The following is a 23,194-nucleotide window of genomic DNA, read 5'->3' as shown; positions in this document are numbered from 1 at the left end:
AAGAACGTGGACCCCCTCAGCGATAGGAACTCCATTGAGCGGAAACGCAGTGCGCCTGCAGGCGATCAACAACGTCGAGGCATTCGTCCCCCCGGCCATCAGCTTCGTCGCCGGCGAGACTCCCGGCGAGGTCTTCGGCTCCAACGTCTTCACCAAGGCCGAAATGCAGGCACGGCTGCCCAAGTCGGTCTACAAGTCCGTGGTGGCGACCATCGAGAAGGGCGCCAAACTCGACCCGGCTGTCGCCGACACGGTCGCGGTGGCCATGAAGGACTGGGCGCTGGAGAAGGGCGCCACCCACTACGCCCACGTGTTCTATCCGATGACCGGCCTGACCGCCGAGAAGCACGACAGCTTCCTCGAACCGGTTTCCGATGGGCAGACACTGGCCGAGTTCGCGGGCAAGACCCTGATCCAGGGCGAGCCCGACGCCTCGAGTTTCCCGTCCGGCGGTTTGCGCAGCACGTTCGAGGCACGCGGCTACACCGGCTGGGACGTGACCAGTCCCGCGTACGTGCTGGAGAACCCGAACGGCAACACGCTCTGCATCCCAACGGTTTTTGTGTCGATGACCGGCGAGGCGCTGGACTACAAGACGCCACTGCTGCGCAGCCAGCAGGCCATGGGCATCCACGCCGAGCGAATCCTGACCCTGTTCGGTCACAAGGAACTCAATAAGGTGGTGTCCTTCTGCGGCCCGGAGCAGGAGTACTTCCTGGTCGACCGGCACTTCTTCCTGGCTCGGCCGGACCTGATCAACGCCGGTCGCACGGTGTTCGGCGCCAAGCCGCCGAAGGGTCAGGAGTTCGACGACCACTACTTCGGTGCGGTGCCCGAGCGTGTTCTCGGCTTCATGATGGACACCGAGCGGGAGCTGTTCAAGCTCGGCATCCCGGCCAAGACCCGCCACAACGAGGTGGCCCCCGGCCAGTTCGAGATCGCGCCGATGTTCGAGCGGGCCAATATCGCCTCGGACCACCAGCAGCTGCTGATGACGGTTTTCAAAACGATCGCCAAGAAGCACGGCATGGAATGCCTGTTCCACGAGAAGCCGTTCGCCGGCGTCAACGGATCGGGCAAGCACGTCAACTTCTCAATGGGCAATTCCGAGCTGGGGTCGCTGCTGGTCCCGGGCGACACCCCGCATGAGAACGCCCAATTCCTGGTGTTCTGTGCCGCCGTGATCCGGGCCGTGCACAAGTTCTCCGGGCTGCTTCGGGTGTCCGTCGCATCCGCGACGAACGACCACCGATTGGGTGCCAACGAGGCGCCGCCCGCGATCATCTCGATCTTCCTGGGCGAACAGCTTGCCGACGTGTTCGACCAGATCGCCAAGGGCGCGGCCACCTCGTCAAAGGGTAAGGGCACCATGATCATTGGTGTCGATACGCTGCCTCATCTGCCGACCGATGCCGGTGACCGTAACCGGACCAGCCCGTTCGCCTTCACCGGCAACCGTTTCGAGTTCCGGGCGCCGGGGTCCGGGCAGACGGTGGCGGTGCCGTTGATCGTGCTGAACACGATCATGGCGGACTCGCTGGACTACATGGCCACCATCCTTGAGCAGAACGTCGCCGACGGCGAAGACTTCGACCAGGCGGTGCAGAAGCTGCTCACGGAGATCATCACCGAGCACGGCGCGGTGGTGTTCAACGGGGACGGCTACTCGGAGAACTGGCAGATCGAAGCGGCCGAGCGTGGCCTGCCGAACTTGAAGACCACCCTGGACGCCATTCCGGAGCTGATCAAGCCGGACGCGATCGAGCTGTTCTCGAAATACGGGGTGTTCAACGAACGCGAATTGCACAGCCGCTACGAGGTCCGGTTGGAGCAGTACGCGTTGACGATCGGGGTCGAGGCAAAGCTGGCGCTGGAGATCGGGACCACGATCATCATGCCCGCCGCCATCCGCTACCAGACCGAGCTCGCGCAGAACGTCGCGACGCTGAAGAAGGCCGGTGTGGCGGCCAGCACCGCGGCCCTGGAAGCGGTTTCGGCCCCGCTGGCCGATCTCTCCGCCGCGCTGACGACCTTGCAGGCGGCCCTGTCCGATCACTCGGCGGATTCGGCTCTTGCCGAAGCCACACATGCCCAAGAAGCGCTACTGCCGGCGATGGAGGCGGTGCGTTCCGCGGCCGACACGCTGGAAGGTGTTGTCGCCGACGACTTGTGGCCGTTGCCTACCTACCAGGAGATGCTCTACATCCTCTAGAGCCGTCGTCGGGCGTGGGGGTCGACCGCGCGCTCGCGGAGCTTGGTAATCCGCGGCTCCCACGCCCGGCGACTCGACATCGCGCGAAACGCCCCGCTACACGTGCCGCACCCGACGCGTTAAGTTCTGAAGGGACGAAAGTCGCCGGGTCAGGGGAGAGCATGGGGCCATTCGATGACCGCCGGCGCCGTGCCGCCGAACTGGAGGCGTATCAGGCGCTCTGGAACCTGTGGCGGTCCGCGCGGCGAGCCGACATCGAGAACTGGGAGTCGGCGTGCCGGATGCTCGAAAATTACTACACCGTCGGCAAAGCCCGAGACAACGCCGAAATCTGTGAAATGCGGATCCACTACCTGCAGATCGCTGAACCGTTGCCCCGGCTGGCGGACTTCGTGCAGCCGCCGGCCTACCACCGGGTGCCCGACGCCGAGCGGTTGCTGGGGCAGGCCCGCTATCAATATCAGCTGGCCCGCCGGCGGCATCCGGTGCGCGAACAGCAGCGGTTGAAAGAACTCGAAACGACCAAATCGCTCTATGCGGCGGTGCGCGCCGCCGAGGCGAGAGCCAAGGCAGCGGAGCTGGCGCGCCGGCGTGAATGGCAGCAGAGCTGCTGGCCTAAAGGCGTTGTGCTGGAAAGCGACGTCTACGACCTCGATGGCGTGGCCGCGCAGGTGGATCGGCAGAACGCAAAAATCGAGTCCCAGATCGCCGCCCTGACCGATCTGCTGCGAACTGGATTGCGACAGCTGCCCGACGCGCTGACGCCGGCCCCGGCCGAGTTGGCGGCTCACGTCGAAGCGGCGCTGGCGGCGATGCCGTTGCCGCGCGTCATCACCCCCAGGCCCGTCGCCGAGTATGACGCGGCCACAGGACAATTGGTCGTCGAATACGAACTACCCACCGTGGCTGTCGTCCCGGCGGCCAAGGCGTACCGGTATGTCAAGAGCCGCGACACGGTTGTCGAGACGGCACGGCCGGCGGGGCAGGTAAAAGCGTTGTACGCCAGCACTATTGCGCAGCTGGCGTTGCTGGCTTTGGCGACCGTGTTCGCCCTCGACGGCGAGCGCCGGTTCCGGGTGGTGATCTTCAGCGGTGTCGTCGAAACGACTGACCCGAACACCGATCAACCGGTCCGCCCGTGCTTGATCAGTGCGCGGGTCGACGCTGACACGTTCGCTGGGATCGATCTGCACGACGTCGACCCGTCCGTGTGCCTGAAACGGCTGAACGCAACGGTGTCGCCGAATCCGACAGAGCTGGCGCCGGCGCCGCCGTTGGCGGAGTGATCAGCTGTAGTTGTCCCACCAGGTGTGCAGGTCCTCGATGGTGGCCGGGTCTCCCGAGACGTCGCTGAGCATCAGTTTTTCGTCGTAAGTCCAGACCACGTTCGGGTGGTTGTTGTAAGTCCCGCACGCGAGCATGCCCGCAGTCTCGGTGGGACCTTGGTCGTAGTGCCAGTTGGCGGGTGACCGCGACTCTCCGCGACATTTCACCAGGCTGACGTTGGCGACGTCATCGGTGAAAGCCTGCTTGAGGCTGGCGGCATTCGGAAAGAGTCCGTAGGTGGCGTGCGTCGGGCCGCCGGGGTTGGTGTTTTGCCCGCATGACACCAGGGCCACCGCCGTTACCCATACGCTGCCCGACTCGGGAGTGGCCGGTGTGCAGACGCCAGCAGGGTAGCCGGACGGAAGTAGGTTCAGCAGTCGGTCCAGGTCATTGCTGGGAGCTGCGGCGGATGCCGGCGCGGTTTTCGCCGCGCCTGTCTTTGAATGCTGCTGGGCAGAGGGTTTCAGCAACAGCCAGGTGCCGACCGCGGCAACGGCCACGAGGACAACGGCGCCAGCCGCGGCCAGGATCGGCCAGCGACTGCGCTTACCTCGCGTCGCCGGCTGATCCGTGTCGGCGGCGGGCGCCGCGATTTCGGGGGTGGGTGGCCCGGCGGTGGGTGGCGCATCGCCGGCGTTTGTCAGCGGCGGCGCTGCGCTGTCCGGCTGCGTCTCGGGTCCGAAGGAGAGCGGGTTGTACCGCGTGTGCGGGGAGCTCGACGATTCGGCCGCCGCGGTCGGCTGGGTGTCTTGTGGCTTCGCCGAGGTTTCGCTGCGCCGCAGAATGGTTGCGGCGCGGTCGCGTTCCGGCCGGGAAAGGGCGTCGTGTGCGGCGTCTGCCAGATCGCCGGCGGTGGCGTAGCGTTCGATCGGGTTCTTGGCCATACCGCCCGCGATCACCGCGTCGAATGCCTGGTCCACGCCCAAGCCTTGAGCGCTGGGCAGGGGGATGGGCTCCATCATGTGCGAGGTGACCAGCACGCCGGTGCTGTCGGCGGGATAGGGCGGCGCCCCGGTCAGGCACTCGAACAGCACACAGGCCAGCGCGTAGACGTCGGCCCGGGGAGTCACCTCGTCGCTCGAAAAGCGTTCGGGTGCCATGTATTTCCAGGTCCCCACCGCGGTGCCCAGTTGGGTGAGCTTCTCGTCGGTTTTGGCGCTGGCGATACCGAAGTCGACGAGGTAGGCGAAGTCGTTGCGGGTGATCAGGATGTTCTGCGGTTTGACGTCGCGGTGTGTGACCCCGGCGGCGTGTGCGGCGTCCAACGCCGCGGCGATCTGATGGACGATGGCTACCGCGCGAGGCGGAGTCAGCGGCCCGTCCCGCTCGAGCAGGCTGCCCAGATCGATGCCCTCGATCAGGCGCATCTCCAAATAGAGTTGCCCGTCGATTTCGCCGTAGTCGTGAATGGGCACCACGTGGGGCTCCAGCAAACGGCCGGTGATGCGGGCCTCGCGCTCCATCCGCTTGCGAAAAACCGGATCCTGGCTGTAGGCAAGCGACATCAGCTTCAGCGCCACCGTCCACTGTTTGACGGTGTGCTCGGCCTCGTAGACCTCACCCATGCCGCCGCGGCCCAGCAGCCGTTTGAGATGGTAGGGGCCGAACATCGTTCCCAACCGCGAGCCCTGCGCGCCGCTCATCGCTGACTCCTATTCACGGTCTGGCAACCATGCCATAAGCGCCGACCAATATCACCGCTCGAAAACTACAACATCACGGTGGCAAATGCGCGATCGTGCCACCCGCACCGCTGGCCGGGCCACCTTCATTCGTGCGCACCCCGGCGGGCCGATGCGAATGGTTGGCGAACTCCAGGCAACGCAGTGGTTCGCGGTCGGCAAGTGTATGTGCAATTCCTTGTGCTGCAGCATATTTCGGTGCTATCACCGATGTGCGAGAGCAATAATCTGGGGCAACACCTCGCGGGCCGCGGCCCGGCCGGCTTCGCGGGCCGCGTCGATCTGATGGAACTCCAGCAACCCGACACCGCGGGTGTCGGGTCGGATCACCACGTCGGCTTGAGCCAGCGTCGCGGCGGCGGCCAGCCCGCTGCCCATCATCATCGTGCGAATGAGGGTTTCGCCGATGCCGGGAACACGTGGGGGACCAGCGAATTCGCTCCTGGGCACCGTCGCGTCGCCACCAAAACCGACCGCGACCGCGACCAGGGGGCCCTCGGTGCCCGACAGCGACGACACGGGAAGGTTGTCGAGCACCCCTCCGTCGACGTGCAGCGTGCCGCCATAGACGTAGGGCGGGAAGATGCCCGGCAGACGCAGCGAACACCCCACCGCGTCGGCAACCGGGCCCCGACGATGCACGACGGTGCGCCGGCCCAGCAGGTCGACGCTGACGCACCGGAACTCCTTGGGCAATTCCTCGACCAGTCGTTCGCCGTAGGCGCGACGCAGCAGCGCCGGAATGCGCCGTCCGCGTGTCAATCCCCTGATCGGCACGGTGTAGTCGCGGATCGGATTGGTGCGGATGAAGTACTCGTACACGTAGGCGTCGACGCCCGCCGCATCCAAGCCGCTGGCCGCCAGCGCCGCGACGATCGCGCCCATGCTGGTGCCGGCGAATCGGTCGACGACGACCCCGGCGGCTTCCAGCTCCTCGAGCACGCCGAGATGAGCGAAGGCCCGCGCGCCCCCGCCGCCCAGGACCAAACCGATCGATCGCCCGACGATGCGCGCGGCCAGCGGCCGCAGGTCTTCGGCCGAACCGGCGGTGTGCAACGTCAGTACCGACCGCGGCGTGATCAGTTCTTCCCAGGCGCGCCGGTGCTCCCGGCTGGCAGGCGGACCGGCCAATAGCAGGTCTGCGCCGATTGCGCGCTCGGGCAGCGGATCGGCCGGGGGCTCCGGATTTCCGGAGACCAGCACGATCCGATCGGCAACGCGCAGGCAGAAGTCTCGCCATTCCGCGTCGTCGGCCTGCGCCTGCAGCACCACCTTGTCCGCGGCCCGCTCGGCCCGCTCCAGCCCCTCGCGGTCGACGCGGCCCGGCCGCACCGCGCGGACGTAACCCGATAGCAGGTGCACAAGCTCGTGGGCCACCATCGTCACCGGCGCATCGGCGTCGACGCCGACAATCGCGACCACCACATCGCATGTGGCCAGGTTCGCCGTGGTCGGCGGTGGCAACTGGTGCAGCCGGGTGGCCAGCGAGCGCACTAACGCGCCGAGCATGCCGACATCGGCGATCTTGTCGAACTGCGCCTTGGTGAGCCGTACCAGGGTGGTGTCGCGCACGGCCCGGATGGACGCGGACCGTGGTGTGCCGGTGAGCAGCCCGAGCTCGCCGATCACGTCGCCGCGCCCCAGTTCCCGGATCACAACACCCTGCTGCAGCGCTTGAACGCGGCCGTTGCGCACCACGTACAGGGAATCGGCCGTATCGCCTTCGTGGAACAGATACGAGCCCGCCGTGAGTTCGATCTCCTCGGCGCTGTGTCGGAGATCGGCGAGAGCGTCCGCGTCCAGGCCGGCGAACAGCGGCAAATTCTCCAGGAGGTCGTCTGTGCGATCGACCGCAAGCACCTGTTCGTGCCGCGCCACAGCCGTTGCGCGCGAACGTGGTTCGAATCGCGGTGGCGGTACGGCAACGACGGCGGCGTCCGCGGCCTGTTGACCGGTGCGGCCGAGGAACAGCGCCCCGATGGCTACCGCGACGAAACAGATGGCCGCCATCACCCAGCCGCGGCGCAGCGCGTCGGCGGCCTCACCGCGTGCCGGCGTCCCGATCAGCACGACCAGTAACGCGATTCCGATCACCGCGCCCAGTTGGCGGCAGCTGCTGACCACCGCCGACGCGGTCGCGTAGCTGCCGCCCTTGGGGACCCGGGCCAGGGCGGCGCTGCCGAGCAGCGGCAGCGTGGCGCCGACGCCGAGCCCCTGCAGCAGCTGGCCCGGCAACCACTCGCGCAGGAAGTTCGGATGCGTCCCGACGCGCTGGACGTACCAGACCAGGCTGCCGGCCCAGATCAGCGCCCCGACGAAGATGATCGCGCGGTGTCCGCGCCGGTCGGCGATCTTGCCGAGCCTGGCCGCGACGACGGCCGCAACGAGCGCCGCGGGGGCGACCGCGAGGCCCGTCTTGAGCAGGTTGTATCCCCACACGTAGTTCAGGAACAGCACGTGCGTCAGCAGGTAGCCGTAGAAGCCCGCGCCCGCGACGATGGTCAGGGCGTTGCCCGCGACGAAGGACTGGACGCGCAGGTAGGCGGGCTCGATCAGCGGCGACGGGTGGTGCCGGGAGCTGATCACGAACCCGACCAGGGCCAGGGCCGCGGCCACGAATGACCCGATCGTGCCGGTGCTGGACCAGCCCCAGTCCGGGCCCTTGATCAAGCCGAGGGTCAGCAAGCCGAGCGCGGCCGCGAGCAGCACCGCCCCGCGCAGATCGGGCAGCCGTCGTTGTCCGGGCGAACGGCTCTCCACCAGCTCGCGTCGGGCCACCACCACCGCGACGACGCCGAGGGGCACGTTCACTAAAAACGCCCAGCGCCAATCGGACACCTGCACGATCGCCCCGCCGATCGGCGGACCGAGGCCCGACGCGATGGCCGCCGCGGCGCCCCACAACCCCACGCCGTGGGCGCGGCGCGCGACCTCGAACCCCTCGACGACCAGGGCGAGGGACGCCGGCACCAGCAGCGCCGCCCCGACGCCCTGCAGAATCCGGTACGCGACCAATTGCTCGACGGTGGCGGCCAGCGCGCACAGCCACGAGGCCCCCGTGAACAGCACGACGCCCCAGATGAACATCCGCTTGCGCCCGAGCAAGTCGGCGAGTTTGCCCGCCGCCACCAGGAACGCCGCAAACACGATGTTGTACGCGTTGAGCACCCAGGACAGGCTGCCGATGGGGTAGCTGGGGAAGGACTGCTGGATGTTCGGGAAAGCGACGTTGACGATCGTCGAATCGAGGAACGCGAGAAAGGCCCCGAACGCCGCTACCAACAACACCGCCGTCGACGACGGCTGGCGGCGCACGCTGAGCGTGCCCGTGCCCGGACGGTTGTCCCGACGCGTCGCGGCCGTATTGTGTTCGGCCGCACCGTTATCCGTTGTCGTCGCGCCGGCGGCTTTGGATTGGCCCTGCGCACGGGACGTTCCGAGATCCATGATTGACCCCTGGGGTGGAGCCGGCGGGCGGCTCAGTCGGCTTTTCGGATGGGCATTTCCGCGGTGGATTCAGGACCACCGCCCTGATCCCCCGCAGCGTTTCTCCCCGGAAGAGTCGTCGACCCGCTGGCCTGCCCGCGGCCGAGGACGGGAAATACCGTCTCCTTCCCGCTTCGGCCCTTGAGTTCGACTTCTTCGCCTTCTCCCCAGGTGAAGTGACTCTCGACCGTGCGGCGCACTCCGCTGGTCACCATCACCGACGCGCGTCCTTGTCGTCCGGCAAGCCCGGCCAACCGGAATGCCACATTGGTCGAATCGCCGATCACCGCCTCTACCGACCTCGTCATCGCCGCCAGCGCGACCCGGCCGACCACCACGCCCCAACCCATGCGGATCGGCGAGCCGTCCGGGCTGCGCAACGGCAGCCGTGGTCCCAGCTCACCGACCAGCCGGTTCGCGGCGAGCGAGAAATCGATCGCGCGCTCGGCGGCATCCGGGAACCGGTTCGCCTCCCAGATCGCGAATATCGCGTCGCCGGCGTAGTGGTTCAGCGTGCCGTGATGGGCGTGCAGCACACCGCCGACCTCGTGCCACAGCGTGTGCAGGCTCTGCGCGATGACCTCTTCTTCGGTCACTTCGGAGATCGTTGAGTAGTTGATGATGTCGCCGACCACCATCACCATGGCGGCCTGGCTGATTCGGGTCCGGGTTAGGCCGGGGGCCACCCCGGCGTCGACGGCGGTGAATCGCTGCGAGCGGAAGATCAGTGCCACATCGGCGATCCGGATCTCGTCACCGGGCTGGATCGGCCGCGGAACGGCGCGTTCCAATCGCATCCCGTTGAGCAGTGTGCCGTTGGTGCTGGTGTCGATCACGAAAGCCTGATCGGCGACCGCGTCCAAGCGGATTTCGAGATGAGTCCGGGAAATCTCGGGATCGCGGATCACGAGCTTGCGTGACTCGCTGATTCCGGCGCACTCGCGACCGATGAACAACTGATCGATGATCGGCACGCTGTGCTCGGTGCCGCCGTCGCGCAATTCGAGGTAGGCCAGCGGGGTGCCGGGCGGCGGGCCCGGCATCCCCATAGACGACGTCATCATTGCCTCGCTGCTCGCCGGGTCAGGCCGCTCACCTGAAAGTCGGTTAGTGCCAATGCTCCTCCGCAGTCACGACGTCGCTGCGGTCTCATGACACGCCGTCATCAGCCGGGGTAGGGCGCCAGTTCGCCAATGGTCACCCATGAACTGCCTTTCCCGGTGATGAGACTCGCCGCGACCACGTCGACTCGCTGGTCCTTCGAACTCACGGCTGTCCTTCGTGCCGGTGATTGGTGACGGTGCGGACATTACCGGAAACCAACCCGGGGAGTTTGGAAATCTAGAAATGGCCTACAGAAGCGAAATTATGGGTAAATCGCCGGTTAATCAAGGATGACGTTTGCTCGCGCTCGATTTGAACCTTCACACATTCGGTTCCGGGCGCCGGGTTGGATTCTGTCCCAGAAGGATTCGAGCGCGCGGCGGTCGCCGCAGTATTGGCGCCGAATACTCGTTGCGTCCGCCGCGCTGACGGCGGCCAACGGTTCGCCCGAGAGCTGGCGGAATTTCGAAAGGCGCGTCGGCCGGCGGATAAGCTCCTGACCGACACCTCAATCCTTTTGGAGCTTCGGGGAGGAAGAGCATGCGTGCAGAAATCCCGTTTGCGGTCACCTGGGCCGTCCGTTCGCCCGGCTCCATCGACGTATCGGTCATTAGATGAGTACTAGGCGGCAGTGGCGAGTCGCCGACGCGCGAAAGGCGCTGCGGAATGTTCCGATACTCGCCGACATCGACGCCAAACAACTCAATGACCTGGCGAGCGCCGTGGACCGGCTGCATATCCCGGCTTATGAATGGCTCTTTCGGTTGGGTGAGCCATCCGACGCCATATATGTCATCGATTCCGGACGGTTCGCGGCCGTCGGTGCCGATGGGCAGGTCATCCGGGAGATGGCGTCCGGCGACTCCATCGGGGACCTCGGTGTGATTTCCGGATCTGTTCGTTCGGCGGGAGTCCAGGCGCTTCGTGACGGCGTGGTCTGGCGGATTGCCGGTGAGACCTTCAGCGACGTACTTAGCAACGCTCCGCAACTGCAGCTGGCGATGGTCAAGGCGATGGCCGGGATGCTGCGAGACTCCCGGTCCGCGAATGTCTCTTCGGCGCCGCGCGTCATCGGCATCGTCTCGACCGGATATACCGCGGCAGCACCTTTCGTGGATGCGATCGCGACGCGCCTGGGCGGATACGGGTCGATCGCCGTGGTCGCGCCGCCCCCGGAGAAAACCGCTGAGGTCACGGCCCACGCCGAACTCGTCGAGGCGTTCGCCGAAATCCTCGACCGCGCCGAACGCGGCCACGATTGGGTGTTGGTGGTGGCCGACGGGAACTCGGGCGAGTTGTGGCAGCGATACGTTGTCGCGCAAAGCGATCGGCTCGTGATGCTGGTCGACCAAGCCCAGCCGCCGGACGGGCTCGATCGGCTCAATGCCCAGGGGCCGGTCCACCTGATCGCGCTGACCGAGCCGGATACCAGTTGGTGGGATCTGCTGGACCCGGTGTCGCACCATCGCGGCGACGACGACGGAATTGCCGCGGTGGCTCGCAGGATCGCCGGCCGGTCCTACGGACTCGTGCTGGCCGGTGGCGGCGCTCGGGGACTCGCACACTTCGGCGTCTACGAAGAACTCACCCGGGCCGGCATCGTCATCGACCGCTTTGGCGGCACGAGTGCCGGTGCCATCGCCGCTGCGGCCTTCGCGCAGGGGATGACCGCGGACGAGGCGACGGACGCGGCTTACCGCTTTGTCGGAAACACCAGCCCGCTCGGCGATTACACCGTCCCCGCGATCGCGCTGACCCGCGGGACCCGCATCGAGCGTCTGCTCGAGGAGTTCTTCGGCGGCAGCGTGATCGAGCATCTGCCGAAGGGATTTTTCTCGGTCTCGGCGGACATGATCACCGGTGAACAGATCGTCCATCGCCGGGGATCGCTGACGCTCGCGGTGCGCGCGTCGATCTCGATTCCGGGTCTCATTCCGCCGGTGCAGCACGGCGAGCGCCTGCTGATCGATGGGGGACTGCTGAACAACCTTCCCGCCGATGTGATGTGCGCCGACTGCGACGGTGAAGTCATCTGTGTCGACTTGCGGCGAAAGTTTTCGCCGTCCAAGGGCTTTGGATTGCTGCCCGCAATCGTTCAGCCGCCCGGATTTGTCCGGCGCCTACTCACCGGGACAGACATCGCCCTGCCGCCGCTGCAAGAAACGCTGCTGCGCACCGTCGACCTGGCGGCCTCCACCGGCGACCTGCGCGCGCTGCCCCGAATCGCGGCGATCATCGAACCGGATATCTCAACGATCGGTCCGTTGGACTTCAAGAAGATCGATGCCGCCGTGGAGGCCGGACGGCTCGCCACCCGGGCCGTCCTGGAGGCGCAGCCACACCTGGTTGGCGCCAACGTCAGCCCTCAAGTCGCCAACATGATCTGACGCAGCGCCGAGAAGTCCAGTGGCTTGGTGAAATAGCCGTGGGCGCCGAGCGCGGCCGCACGCTGGGTGTAGTTCGGGCTGTCGTACGCGGTCGCGAGGTAGATGCGGACGTGCGGCCACTTGTCTCGGACGTGTTCGAGTAATTCCAGGCCGTTCATCTCCGGCATCTCGATGTCACTGAAGATCAGGATGACGTCGGGGTCGACCATCTCGAGCACCTCGAGGGCCGCGCGCCCGGTGTCGGCGAACTGCATGATGACCTGCCCGGAGCGCAGCTCACGGCGAAACCGCTGCCGAAACAGCGTCACGACGTCGGCTTCGTCGTCGACGACGAGCACGTGCGTCGCCTTGACGGCGACCGCGGTGTCGGTTCCGCTCATCGGCTTTTCCCTCTCGGCGTGAAATGCATTGGGCGTCAAGCGCTCTAGGCGGGTGTGGCAGCCTTGGCGGCCACCGCCTCCAGCGGCAGTTTTACGACGAACCGGGCACCGGCGCCGGGCACATTGCTCGCGGAAAGCTCGCCGTGATGCCGGTTGTCGACGATGTTTTTGCTGATGGAAAGACCAAGGCCGGTGCCCCCGCTGCGGTACTTGGTGGTGAAGAAGGGCTCGAAGATGCGCGGCAGGGTCTCGGGGTCGACACCCGGCCCGTTGTCCGTCACCACGACGGTCGTCCATTGGTCTTCGTGCCGCACCGTGATGTGCACCTCGCCGACCCGGTCGGCGTCGGTCGACGCGGCTTCGAGCCCGTTCATGACGAGGTTGATCATCACCTGCACGAGGTCACCCTCGAAGCCGCGCACGATCGGGTCGTCGTCATCCAGGCTGATTTGAATCGCGCAACGCGCGCCCTGGTGGCTGGCCCGCCACGAATGCTCGGCGAGCCCGGCGCTCTGCTCGACGATCGTGTTCAGATGACACGGCTGTGCGTCGCCGGCATGCGATCGGCCGACTTGGAGCATCGTCGCCATCACCGCGAGGGCCCGGTCGGCGTGGTGAACGATTTTGGTGGTATTGGCTCCGATGTCTGAGACCAACTCTTCGCCGTCCTCGGTGACGATGTCGCGAAGCTCGTCGCAGAGCTCGAGGTTCAACTCGGCGAAATTCTTGACGAAGTTCAACGGGTTCTTCGTCTCGTGCGCGACGCCGGCGGTCAGTGTTCCCATCGCGGCGAGCTTGGCCTGTTCGACCAGGCTCTGGCGCAGCTCGCGTTCGGCTAGTTGACTGGAATCTAGCGAGCTCAGTAGGTAATTGAAGGACGCTGCGGTCCGGCCGAATTCGTCGTCGCTGTACACCGGCAGCCCGTACCGCATCGTCAGCGGCTCCCAGTCATCGGCGCCCACACTGGCCGCGATTTCGCGTTGTGCCGCCATCAGGCGGGTCGAGACCACGTGCAAACGGTGGCGCACCACCCGGCTGACGATCAGATAGTTCAACAGGCCGATCAGCAGCCCGGCCGTGATGCTGGTGAAGACGGGTTCGGGGCGAAACGCTTCGTGACGATCAATTCCCAGCCCGAGAAGGGAGATTCGACCGGCCACGGCGACGAGCACCCCGAAGCCGATCATCGCCATGGCGAGGTTCCAGAAGACCCTGCTTGTCGGCCAAGGCCGCCGAACGTTCGGGGGATCGCTGTCTTGTTCCACGCTGCCTCATCGGTGTTCGTATGTATGCGCAGTGTAGGGACATGGTCGGCGCCGATGCGAGGCAACGACGAGAAAGATGCCGGCCCGAATTCCGTTGCGGCAGACAATCACCGAACGCCCGCGAGGGCGAAGACTGAATGTAACCTTGCGTTCAACCGCGAGATAGCTTCTGACGGCCGGGAATCGCACTCGGTGCGGGTACGTGTCGGTTACGATACGCGAGAGCTTCAGCCGACGCGGGCAACGCGATGAAGGTGCACACTGCATTACCGCCTGGTGAACAAACACCAAACCAACACGTTGGCAACGTAATTGAGGCGTAGATGATTGGGGCCGCTGCGCCAGAGACTGAGCAGCCGGTGCGGCTTCTGGTCGTCGATGACGAGGAAGACGTCGGGGCGCTGTTCAAGGGCCGCTTCCGCAAGGAGTTGCAGCGCGGAGAGTACGACCTGATCTTCACCACGGATCCGGTGCACGCCTTGAAGCTGGTGGCTGCGAGCCCGGATCTCGAGGTCTTGATCACCGACTTGAATATGCCGCAGATGAACGGCCTCGAATTGCTCACCGAGGTGACAAAGCTGCGCCGCCCGCTCAAAACCATCGTGCTTACCGCCTACAACGACCTGGAGAATGTGCGCGCGGCAATGATGCGGGGGGCCTTCGACTTTCAAGTCAAGCCCCTTGATGTAGCCGACCTGCGGACCACGATCTCCAAGGCCGTCACGATTGTCCGCGAACTGCAAGCCGGCGAGGACGCGCGGCGACAGGCGAAGGAACTGACCGAACAGAAGCGCCGCGTCGAGGAGATCTTCGGCCGCTATGTCTCCGAAGAGGTCAAGGCGCGACTACTGGCGCGCCCGGAAGGAAACCTCAGCAGTGAGCGACTCACCCTCACGGTGCTGATGGCCGACATTCGCGGGTTCACCGCCTTGTCCGAGGTGCTACCGCCAGAGCAGGTGGTCCAGGTACTCAACGGCTTCCTCGAGCGCGCGACCGACGTCATGTTCCGCCGCAACGGCACGATCAACGAAATCCTGGGCGACGGCCTGCTCGTCTTCTTCGGCGCACCCATCACCGACGACAACGCCGCCGAGCACGCGGTCGTCGCCGCACTCGAATTGCAGCTCGCGATGCACGATCTCAACGCCGGCCATCGCGAACAGGGGCTACCGGAGCTGGCGCTGGGGATCGGCGTGCATACCGGCGAGGTCGTGGTCGGCACCATCGGCTCGCGCCGCCGGCAGAAGTACACCGCCATCGGCAGGACGGTCAACCTGGTCGCCCGCATCGAGGCACACACCGTCGGCGGCCAGGTTCTGGTCTCCGATTGGACATATCGCGAGATCAGCGGGATCGCAAGCACGTTGGGCTCCTTCCAGATCCGCGCGAAGGGCTTCAAGGATCCGGTGACCGTCCACGATGTCCGAGGCCTGGCCGGTGAGTACGACCTGCGGCTGCCCAGCACCGACCGGGTTCTGAGCAGTCTCGCGGTGCCGAAACCGATTGGCATGGCGATCATCAAGGACAAGATCATCGGCGAACAACATGCCGCCGAGGTGATCGCCGGCGGCGAGGAAGCGCTTCGCATTCGCACCGCAGTGACGGTCTGTCCTTTCGACGACCTCGCGCTCGAGGTGGCCGGCCAGCAGGCGTTCGTCAAGGTGATCGAATGCGATAGGCAAGAAGGGGTTTGCGACCTCCTCGCCGTGTACACCTCGGTGCCGGCTGACGTGCGCCAAGCGCTGTCGCCACTCAACGGCGCCGACCCGGTCCGTTCCTGACGCTCACCCGAGCAGCTTGGTCAGCCAGGTCGCGTCTTGGTAGTTGATCGACTTGTTGCCGTCCCAGACGAACGGTGTCCCAGAGGCATTGAACCCGGCCAGCGTCGTGTCTCCGGCGTCGGCCTTGGTCTTGGCCGTGGCCATGTCGTCGCCGGATTTGATGCAGTTGATCACGTCGGCGTCGACACCGACGGTCTTGGCCAATTGCGCCAGCTCGCCGTCGGTTCGGTCTTCGGGTGCGCCTTCTTGGGGCTGGAAGGCGCTGGCGAATATCCCCGAGTAGAAGTTCATGTAGAGCTTCGGGTCGTTCTGGGCCGCCACGCAGTACGTGGCCGCCACCGCGCGAGTGGAGTAGTTCTTGCTGTGCGACTTGTCGTCGAGGAAGCTCAGCAGGTGATAGCGCACCGCGAGTTTCTGGTTGTTCACCGCGGTTTCGATATCGCCCGCGTTGGACCGGATGAAGCTGCCGCAGGGCGGGCACATGGGTTCGTTGAAGATGTCGATCGTGACCGGCGCCGCCGGGCTGCCCACCAACACACCGTCGTCGAGTACCCGGAGCTCCACCCCGTTGGCTGTCGTCGGCGGTTTGGACGAGGACGGTCCCGACGACCGCCAGGGCTGGGCGACCACGAGAACGGCAGCCACCAGCGCTACGACGACGACGCCCGCCAGGCCGACCCACAGCCACGCTTTGCCGGCGCGCCGGGGCGCCGGCGGCTGGGCCCACGCCGTGCCGACACTGGAGGGATCGCCCCAGCCGGGCGCGCCGGGCCATCCCGTCGGCTGTGGGATCGCTCCACTGGGCGGAGCGGGCATCCCGGTCGCCGACGGCGGCCAACCCGGGCTCTGGTTCGCCATGGCGGGTGGCGTGGACGCAAAACCCAGCGGCGCCTGATTCGCGTACGCGGGCGGTAGTTCGGCGACTTGGCTGCGTTGCAAAATATCGGACGCCCGGTCCTGATCCGGCGTGGCCAGCGCGGCATACGCGGCGGCCGACAGATCGCCGCAGGTGGGGTAGCGGTCCAGCGGATCTTTGGCCATGCCGCGCGCGATGACCTGGTCGAAGGCCGCGGGGATGCCCGGCCGGGCGGCGCTGGGCCGCGGGATCGACTGGTGCAGATGCGCGCTCATCACACTGACCTGATCGCCCTGGTACGGCGGAGACCCGGTCAGGCACTCGTAGAGGACGCAGGTCAGGGCGTAGATGTCGGCCCGGTAGGTGACGTCGGAGTCGCTGAACCGTTCCGGGGCCATGTACTTGAAGGTGCCCACCGTGGTGCCGAACTGGGTCAGTTTCTCGTCGGAAGTGGCGCTGGCGATTCCGAAGTCCACCAGATAGGCGAAGTCGTCCCCGCTGACCAGGATGTTCTCCGGTTTGACGTCGCGATGCGTGATGCCGGCCGCGTGGGCGGCGTCGAGCGCGCAGCCGATCTGGCGCACGATCGCCACCGCCCGCGGCGGTTTCAGCGGCCCGTACCGGCTCAAGATGGTGGCGACATCGCGACCGTCGATCAGGCGCATGTCCACATAGAGTTGGCCGTCGATCTCACCGAAGTCGTGAATCGGCACGACGTGGGGCTCCTGCAGCCGTCCCGCGGTGCGGGCCTCGCGTTGCATCCGGGCGCGAAAGACCGGATCGCTGGACAGCGTCTGGGACATCAGCTTCAGCGCGACGACCCGTTCACGGACGGTGTCCTCGGCCTCGTAGACGTCGCCCATCCCGCCGCGACCCACCAGCCGTCGCAGTAGATACGGCCCGAACTGCGAGCCCTCCCGCGAACCCGCGGTGTCACCCATCGCCGACTCCTCTTTGCCAGGCATCAGGCTAATAGTTTGGGCCAGTCGCAGGCACGGTGAATAGAGAGAATGCCAGCAAATTCGATAGCGTGCGGTCGCGCGGCCGACAGCGCTTTCAGCAGCCGAGCATCAGCGGCGTTCCTCGTCACCGGTCCGGCGTTCGCTGAGGCCCTCCCTGGATAACGCCCGCAGAAACCCATATGCGTGAATCCCGGCCTTACCGGGATTCTTGACGATCCATTCGTTGATTTTCCCCAGCGCCGCGGCCAAGTGGTCGCGTTTGATCCGCACCAAGTAGGTCATGCGGTCGTCGTCGGGGTCGTCGCTGGAGTCGGCAACCGCGACGGGATTCTTGAACGCGTACGCAATGCCATGAACGGAATCGTGGTTGAGTGCCCAGCGAAGTTCGTTGGGCCGCAGCCGGTTCACCGCGATGTTGCGGTAGCCGTCATCGTCGTCTGAGTTGCTCACTTGGCCGATGGTCCTCCTCGGGAACCGCGCGAAAGTGGACGACGGGGCGCGCAAGGTGATGTCGCACAGGCAATTCGACGATCGTTTGAACGTGTGTCACCGCAGCGAAACCGGGCGCATGCCCCGGACTGGCCCGTCGCAGGCCGAGACGGGGAATAGGCCCGGACATGCATTCGGGAATCGCGCCGCCACATCAATCCACCGTGACACAGCACCGTCGCCGGCGCCATCGCAGCAGCACAGCTGGGGCGTTGCGGGACCGCGAGGCAACCGTTGCGGGGCATCCGCTTTCGGACATCGACGGGCGTGAGCGTCGTAAAGTGACCTCCCGACCCATCAACGTTGGCTGGGAGGACGCATGACCGAACGCATTGAGATTCAGCGCACCATTGCGGCGCCGGCGCCCGACATCTTCAGGCTGCTGTGCGACCCGCAAGGTCATGTCGCGATCGACTCCACGGGAATGCTGCAGGACGCCGACGGCGATCCGGTGACGGCGGCCGGCGAGAGCTTCGTCGTGCACATGGACCGCGAGGCGCTCAACGACTACCCGCAGCTCGGCAAGTACGACGTCACCGTCGAGATCACCGAGTTCGACCGGGACCGGCTGATTTCGTGGACGGTCCTCGGTCAGCTCCGCCCTCAGATCGGCCACATCTACGGCTTCCGGCTCGAGCCGACCGAGGACGCGGCGGGCACCGTGGTCACCTCGTTCTACGACTGGTCGAACATCGACCCGAAGTGGCGGGAAGCCGGGATTTTCCCGGTGATCTCCGAGGGCGCGCTGCGGGCGACGCTAGGCATTCTCGACCGCACGGTGCGACGGGGATATCCGCGGTCCTGACCCTCGGCGACCGCGGTCAGCGGCGATACTTCAAAAACAGGTAGTCGTCGTGCGCCAGTGCGTGCTCGAGCCGCAATGCGGCGGGCAGCGGTAATCGTGACGGCTGACGTCGGTGACCCAGCGGTTGGCTCGCGGCGAGCTTGGGGGCCAGCGTGACACAGATCTCCACGACCAGGTCGGCGTCCACGAGTTCGTCCAGCAGTGTCGGTCCGCCCTCGCACAGCACCCGGGACAGCCCGTGCGCGCGCAACAGCGCGATCGCGCGTGCGACATCGACGGTGTCCTCGCCGGCCACCAAGACGCCGCATCGTTGATCGCTGCTGTGGTTGTGCCGCTCCGCGGATTTCGCACAAGTCACCAACAGCGGCGGGTGGCTCGGATCACTGACGAGCCGGGTCGGGAGCTGACCCGTTTGACTGATCACGGCGATCGGGGGCGGCTTGCTCCTGCCTTCGCGCTGCCGCTCGGCTTGTTGACTGTCGCTGAGCTGCACCGGACCGTAGTTCTCAGCCCGCGCGGTGGCGGCGCCGACCAGCACCACGTCGGCGAATCCCCGCAGGATCTTCAGGAGCTGTTGGTCGGTTGGGCCCGACAGCGGGCCGGCGCGACCGCCGAATACGGCGGCACCGTCGGCGCTGTAGATCATGTTGACGCGCACCCCGTCCGGGGGCTCGGCATAGAACGACGCGAGTTCGGCGATGTCGCTGACGGTGCCCACCCGGGGCGAATCGTGCACCGTGTCGGCCTGCTTGTGGTGCTGCTCGGATGCCGTCATGCCTCGTGGCCCGGGTCCAGCGAGCGGACATCGTCAAAGGACACCCATTGCTCCTGTTCGGTCGGCGGGTCGCCATCCAACGGTTCCAGCAGATGCCCGACGTGATCGCCGAGCGAAAAGCGATCAATGATCTTGCCGACGAACCAGGCGGCCGCGTCGTCGAGGATGGGTAGCTCCGCTGGACCGCGGTGCCAGCGGCAGCGGTTGAATTTGTTGGTCTCGTCGCCCGTCTGGCTGCCGAACAGTTCGACCAGGTCGATGTGTTCGATATCGAAGACGTGTACTGCCAGATGGGTGGCCTCGGCGGCCACGCGGAAGGTGTGGTTTTGCGAGGACAAGCCGACCAGGAACCGAGGCGGACGGATGCTGGCCTGGCACGCGAAGCCCACCAGGCAGCCGGCCGTCGCCCCGTTGGACTGTGTCGTTACCACGAACATCGGGTAGTTGAGCAGCGCCACCAACTTCTCAAACGCAGTAACCCCCGGCTCGCCCACCCGCTCTCTATTCCCATTCGGTGCGGTTTGAAATCACATCGACTCCAATGGTCGTCAGTGGCACGGTCCGGCTGCCCCATTCGGCCGATCAGAGGGTATTCGACGGTCCTGTGTAGCCGGTGGGAGCCACCTGACGAATCACCTTGTGTACGAAGCCCAATTTGCGGATCACCGGCGGCGGGATTTCAAAGGGGTACAACGGCGCCTTGCCCATCGCGGTGTTGATGCGATTGAAGAACAGCGCGAGCCACTGCCAGTCATAGAGCAGCTGCTCGATGGGCGCCTCGGCATAGGAGGCGAGCGGAACGATGTCGCGGGGAACGGCGACGCTCGCGCGGTCGGCGACCAGAATCAAACCGGCCTCGCGCACCGTGTTGATCGTGTCGGTGATGTGCAGATAGTGCGCAAAGCATTCCGCGAAGTCCTCCCACGGATGCATCGTCGCGTATTCCGAAATGAACGACTCTTCCCAGCTCTCGGGCGCACCGAATTGGTAGTGGCGAGCGATCGCGGCTTGGTAATCGGCGCGTTCATCGCCGAACAGCTCCCGGCATTCGTCCAGATAGCGCACGCCGGGGCCGGTTTCGACCAACAGATTCTGGTAGTAGTGACCAACCTCGTGCCGGAAATGCCCCAACATGGTGCGATACGGCTCGCCGAGGTGCACCCGCAGCGATTCCCGGTAAGCGTCCAGGGATTCCGTCAGGTCGATGGTGATCACCCCACCGGCATGGCCGATCACGATTTTCTGCCCCGAGCTGTAGCTGGACAGCAGGTCGAAGGCGAGGCCACCATCGGCCCGCCAGAACGGATCCACCGGTAGTGCGAGGTCTAGCAACTGATAGATGAGCCGGCGCAGGTCGACCGCGGTGGACACCAGCTTCTCGAGCGCAATCGTGTCGTCGGCGGCCGGTTCCCGCCGGATCGCAGAATCTGGCAGGCATCGTCCGCGGCTGGCATGATCCGGCTGTTCGGCGGGCACCAGCCAATTGCAGCCCAGGTCGGCTGCTTTCGTACACTGAATCCACTGGCTACCGTCCACGACCGCGGCACCGGATGAGGTCGCCACCATGGCCATCGACGGCGCGTGAAACCCCAACGCGGCCTGGCAATTCGGGCAGCGGTGAGATTCGAACGTCACGAACCCGTGGCACACCGGGCAGGCGAATGCGCGCACGCGATCATCGTGGCATAGAACCGGGTCGAACAGCACCCACCGAGGTCAGACGTTCACGGGCGCAGGCGATTACCGCAGCGGGTCGTTCGCCCGCACCCCGCGGTACATGCCCCAGCGGACGAGGCCCGGCATCACCACCCGCTGGACCGACCAGGCGGGCAACCGGAACGCGTGGCCGGTGGGCAGGAAGACCTCCAGCCCGTCGGCCTGGATCCCCACCAGCGAGCCCCACCGTCGTCCCGGTGTTCGATAGGTGCGCAGCCGTCGACCGGTGAACTCGGCACGGATGTTGTGCGCTACCAACGAATCTCCGCGGTTACGCGCCGAGCTGCGCAGGGGGTCGCTGGCCGCGACGTCTCCGACGGCGAACACACCGCGATGGCCGGGCACCTCCAGTTCGGGTGACACCCGAACGAAACCGTGTTCGTCGAGCAGTTCGGGCGGCAGCCAGTCGGTGTTGGGTTGGACCTTGCCGATGGCCCAGAGCACCGCGTCTGCGGTGGCCGGCGGTTGTCCGGTGGTCCAGCTGACGGGTTCGCTGGTGATCTCGTGGCCGGCGCCGTTCGGGATCACCGCGCGGTGGCCGGGGTGCACGCCCACGCCCAGTGCACTGAGTCGGGCGCAGATCCGTTCCCAGGTCCGCGGGTGATACCCGAGGAGTGCGGCCTCGCCGGGGAAGTACAGGTCAATTCGCTTGCCCGGCCAGGTGGTCGCCATGTTGACCGCGCTGCTGACCGCCGCCGCGCCGCCGCCGACGACAATGACGGAGCTCGCTGCGGCCAGCCGGTGGTGCGCGGCGTGCAGCCCGGCGCCGATCTCGGCGGCCGATTCCATGGCTGGTTGGCGCCAGAAGCCGTTCGTCACCCCGGTGGAGATCACCAGCGCGTCGAACTCCTCGGCGATCGTCGCGCCGTCACCGCCGCGGCCGAACACCGTTCGGGACACCAGGTCCAGTCCGGTCAGTGTGGCCTGCACCGTGCGCACGCGATCCAAACCGCGAAACCGGTCGAACGGAATCCAGTAGTCGCGTGCCCAGTCGCCGGGTCGGGAGATCCGGACGCCGAGTTCCTGGCCACTTACCAGCGCGGGCTTGGCCGATATTCCGACGACGTCGGTGTGCTTGGCCAGCCGGATCGCGGTCAACAGGCCCACGTCGCCCAGCCCCGCCACGACGACGCGCTTGCGCGCCGCCATTACGGCGTATCCATTTCTGCTGCAGGGGATTTCCGTGAGATGTAACGCGCGCGGTCACCGGCACTGGAATCCATGCGGGCCTCCTCGCCCTGAAAACGCCCGGCTGCCTCGACCACCGGCCAGAACCGGCAAACTGTAACACGTTCTACCCGGACGCCCAGGGTGAGAGCTCAGCCGCAAACGTAGGCGACAACTCGCTCGTCGTCACCGCCAAGGCGGCCTGCGGTCACCGTCGTGGCCGTTGTGCCGCTCGTCGGCCACTAGCATTAGCCAGCGGCACGTCCATCCGCCGGAGCGGCTCAGCGGACACCGAACGCGCATATCACCGCGGCAGAAAGGAACCCGCTTCCCATGACGACACAAGCCGACGGCCATCGACACAGCCCCCAATTGATTCCGCGCCGGCTGCTGCGCGGTGGGCAGATCCATCACCCCGCCGTCCTCGAGGAAGCCAAGCGGCGCAGCGACAATGTCCAGTTGCGACTGGCGGACCGGATCACGGCATTTGCCGGATCGATGAACTTCGTCTGGCTGCACGCGGCCTTGTTCGGCGTGTGGATGGTGTTTGTCGAACCAAGTCCATGGCCGACGCTGACCCTGGTCGTATCGCTCGAGGCGATTTTCCTGTCGACGTTCGTGATGATCGGCCAGAACCGTCAGGCGGCTTTCCAACAGGCCAGGGCCGACCACGACTTCCAGACCCAGGAGTTGGAGCTGAAGACCAACACCGAACTCACACGTGAGATTCACCTGCTCACCGAGGAACTGCATCGGCGGTTCATCGGGGCATCGCGGCAGTGACCTTCGCTCAAGCGAAAG

Annotated in this window: 17 protein-coding genes; 6 read left to right on the top strand and 11 right to left on the bottom strand. The window is 66.0% G+C overall.

What is annotated here, in order from left to right; all coding sequences use genetic code 11:
- The first annotated feature begins 34 nt into the window (after positions 1–34).
- Both ACAG21_RS16130 and ACAG21_RS16125 read left to right on the top strand, forming a co-directional pair.
- Positions 35–2,212, top strand: a complete 2,178-nt coding sequence (locus ACAG21_RS16130; protein WP_370497141.1) for a glutamine synthetase III — start codon at positions 35–37, stop codon at positions 2,210–2,212.
- A gap of 161 nt (positions 2,213–2,373) precedes the next feature.
- Positions 2,374–3,498, top strand: coding sequence for a hypothetical protein (locus ACAG21_RS16125; protein WP_370497139.1), 1,125 nt, complete (start codon positions 2,374–2,376; stop codon positions 3,496–3,498).
- Here the strand turns inward: ACAG21_RS16125 and ACAG21_RS16120 are convergent, their stop codons facing one another.
- The 3 genes from ACAG21_RS16120 to ACAG21_RS16110 form a co-directional block, all read right to left on the bottom strand.
- Positions 3,499–5,181 carry a serine/threonine-protein kinase gene (locus ACAG21_RS16120; protein WP_370497138.1) on the bottom strand — a complete coding sequence of 561 codons (1,683 nt, stop codon included), beginning with the start codon at positions 5,179–5,181 and terminating at the stop codon, positions 3,499–3,501.
- Positions 5,182–5,424: 243 nt separating this feature from the next.
- Positions 5,425–8,667: an MFS transporter gene (locus ACAG21_RS16115; protein WP_370497137.1), complete on the bottom strand. Its 3,243-nt coding sequence runs from the start codon at positions 8,665–8,667 to the stop codon at positions 5,425–5,427.
- Between the two features lie 32 nt (positions 8,668–8,699).
- Positions 8,700–9,770: an FHA domain-containing protein gene (locus tag ACAG21_RS16110; protein WP_370497136.1), complete on the bottom strand. Its 1,071-nt coding sequence runs from the start codon at positions 9,768–9,770 to the stop codon at positions 8,700–8,702.
- Positions 9,771–10,424: 654 nt separating this feature from the next.
- Between ACAG21_RS16110 and ACAG21_RS16105 the strand changes: the two genes are divergently transcribed.
- Positions 10,425–12,197 (top strand): cyclic nucleotide-binding and patatin-like phospholipase domain-containing protein, encoded by a 1,773-nt coding sequence (locus ACAG21_RS16105; RefSeq protein ID WP_370497135.1) that lies wholly within the window; start codon positions 10,425–10,427, stop codon positions 12,195–12,197.
- Here the strand turns inward: ACAG21_RS16105 and ACAG21_RS16100 are convergent.
- Both ACAG21_RS16100 and ACAG21_RS16095 read right to left on the bottom strand, forming a co-directional pair.
- Entirely contained in the window at positions 12,176–12,577 is a 402-nt protein-coding gene (locus tag ACAG21_RS16100) for a response regulator transcription factor (RefSeq protein ID WP_370497133.1), read from the bottom strand. The genes ACAG21_RS16105 and ACAG21_RS16100 overlap by 22 nt on opposite strands.
- Positions 12,578–12,621: 44 nt before the next feature.
- Complete coding sequence (locus ACAG21_RS16095; RefSeq protein WP_370497132.1) at positions 12,622–13,842, bottom strand: sensor histidine kinase; 1,221 nt, start codon at positions 13,840–13,842, stop codon at positions 12,622–12,624.
- A gap of 359 nt (positions 13,843–14,201) precedes the next feature.
- On the opposite strand from ACAG21_RS16095, the gene ACAG21_RS16090 reads away from it, so the two are divergent.
- On the top strand, positions 14,202–15,623 hold the full coding sequence (locus ACAG21_RS16090; RefSeq protein WP_370497131.1) for an adenylate/guanylate cyclase domain-containing protein: 1,422 nt from the start codon (positions 14,202–14,204) through the stop codon (positions 15,621–15,623).
- A 3-nt stretch (positions 15,624–15,626) separates the two neighbouring features.
- On the opposite strand, the gene ACAG21_RS16085 is transcribed toward ACAG21_RS16090, so the two are convergent.
- Positions 15,627–17,420, bottom strand: coding sequence for a protein kinase (locus ACAG21_RS16085; protein ID WP_370497353.1), 1,794 nt, complete (start codon positions 17,418–17,420; stop codon positions 15,627–15,629).
- A gap of 129 nt (positions 17,421–17,549) precedes the next feature.
- Positions 17,550–17,891 carry a hypothetical protein gene (locus tag ACAG21_RS16080; protein ID WP_370497130.1) on the bottom strand — a complete coding sequence of 114 codons (342 nt, stop codon included), beginning with the start codon at positions 17,889–17,891 and terminating at the stop codon, positions 17,550–17,552.
- A 358-nt stretch (positions 17,892–18,249) separates the two neighbouring features.
- Here ACAG21_RS16080 and ACAG21_RS16075 point away from each other — a divergent pair, with 358 nt between their 5' ends.
- On the top strand, positions 18,250–18,735 hold the full coding sequence (locus ACAG21_RS16075; RefSeq protein WP_370497128.1) for a polyketide cyclase: 486 nt from the start codon (positions 18,250–18,252) through the stop codon (positions 18,733–18,735).
- A 16-nt stretch (positions 18,736–18,751) separates the two neighbouring features.
- Here ACAG21_RS16075 and ACAG21_RS16070 read toward each other — a convergent pair whose 3' ends face one another.
- The 4 genes from ACAG21_RS16070 to ACAG21_RS16055 all read right to left on the bottom strand — a co-directional run bounded on the left by ACAG21_RS16070 (position 18,752) and on the right by ACAG21_RS16055 (position 22,375).
- Complete coding sequence (locus tag ACAG21_RS16070) at positions 18,752–19,471, bottom strand: pyrimidine reductase family protein (protein WP_370497352.1); 720 nt, start codon at positions 19,469–19,471, stop codon at positions 18,752–18,754.
- Between the two features lie 35 nt (positions 19,472–19,506).
- A complete protein-coding gene (locus tag ACAG21_RS16065) occupies positions 19,507–19,947 on the bottom strand; it encodes a flavin reductase family protein (protein ID WP_370497350.1) in 441 nt (146 codons plus the stop codon).
- A 145-nt stretch (positions 19,948–20,092) separates the two neighbouring features.
- Positions 20,093–21,181 carry a putative zinc-binding metallopeptidase gene (locus ACAG21_RS16060; protein ID WP_370497126.1) on the bottom strand — a complete coding sequence of 363 codons (1,089 nt, stop codon included), beginning with the start codon at positions 21,179–21,181 and terminating at the stop codon, positions 20,093–20,095.
- A 69-nt stretch (positions 21,182–21,250) separates the two neighbouring features.
- Positions 21,251–22,375 (bottom strand): FAD-dependent oxidoreductase, encoded by a 1,125-nt coding sequence (locus ACAG21_RS16055; RefSeq protein ID WP_370497125.1) that lies wholly within the window; start codon positions 22,373–22,375, stop codon positions 21,251–21,253.
- Positions 22,376–22,726: 351 nt separating this feature from the next.
- Between ACAG21_RS16055 and ACAG21_RS16050 the strand changes: the two genes are divergently transcribed.
- A complete protein-coding gene (locus ACAG21_RS16050; protein WP_370497124.1) occupies positions 22,727–23,176 on the top strand; it encodes a DUF1003 domain-containing protein in 450 nt (149 codons plus the stop codon).
- The last annotated feature ends 18 nt before the right edge of the window (positions 23,177–23,194 follow it).

The organism is Mycobacterium sp. pR1184 (assembly GCF_041287235.1).
Taxonomy (GTDB): domain Bacteria; phylum Actinomycetota; class Actinomycetes; order Mycobacteriales; family Mycobacteriaceae; genus Mycobacterium.
The sequence above is the reverse complement of the archived record's forward strand: the minus strand, read 5'-3'. Positions and strand labels throughout refer to the sequence as shown.

Coding starts and splice junctions, on each gene's coding strand:
- ACAG21_RS16125 (WP_370497139.1), top strand. CDS start 2,374: ATGGGGCCATTCGATGACCGCCGGCGCCGTGCCGCCGAACTGGAGGCG.
- ACAG21_RS16120 (WP_370497138.1), bottom strand. CDS start 5,181: ATGAGCGGCGCGCAGGGCTCGCGGTTGGGAACGATGTTCGGCCCCTAC.
- ACAG21_RS16115 (WP_370497137.1), bottom strand. CDS start 8,667: ATGGATCTCGGAACGTCCCGTGCGCAGGGCCAATCCAAAGCCGCCGGC.
- ACAG21_RS16110 (WP_370497136.1), bottom strand. CDS start 9,770: ATGATGACGTCGTCTATGGGGATGCCGGGCCCGCCGCCCGGCACCCCG.
- ACAG21_RS16105 (WP_370497135.1), top strand. CDS start 10,425: ATGAGTACTAGGCGGCAGTGGCGAGTCGCCGACGCGCGAAAGGCGCTG.
- ACAG21_RS16100 (WP_370497133.1), bottom strand. CDS start 12,577: ATGAGCGGAACCGACACCGCGGTCGCCGTCAAGGCGACGCACGTGCTC.
- ACAG21_RS16085 (WP_370497353.1), bottom strand. CDS start 17,420: ATGGGTGACACCGCGGGTTCGCGGGAGGGCTCGCAGTTCGGGCCGTAT.
- ACAG21_RS16075 (WP_370497128.1), top strand. CDS start 18,250: ATGACCGAACGCATTGAGATTCAGCGCACCATTGCGGCGCCGGCGCCC.
- ACAG21_RS16065 (WP_370497350.1), bottom strand. CDS start 19,947: ATGTTCGTGGTAACGACACAGTCCAACGGGGCGACGGCCGGCTGCCTG.
- ACAG21_RS16055 (WP_370497125.1), bottom strand. CDS start 22,375: ATGGCGGCGCGCAAGCGCGTCGTCGTGGCGGGGCTGGGCGACGTGGGC.
- ACAG21_RS16050 (WP_370497124.1), top strand. CDS start 22,727: ATGACGACACAAGCCGACGGCCATCGACACAGCCCCCAATTGATTCCG.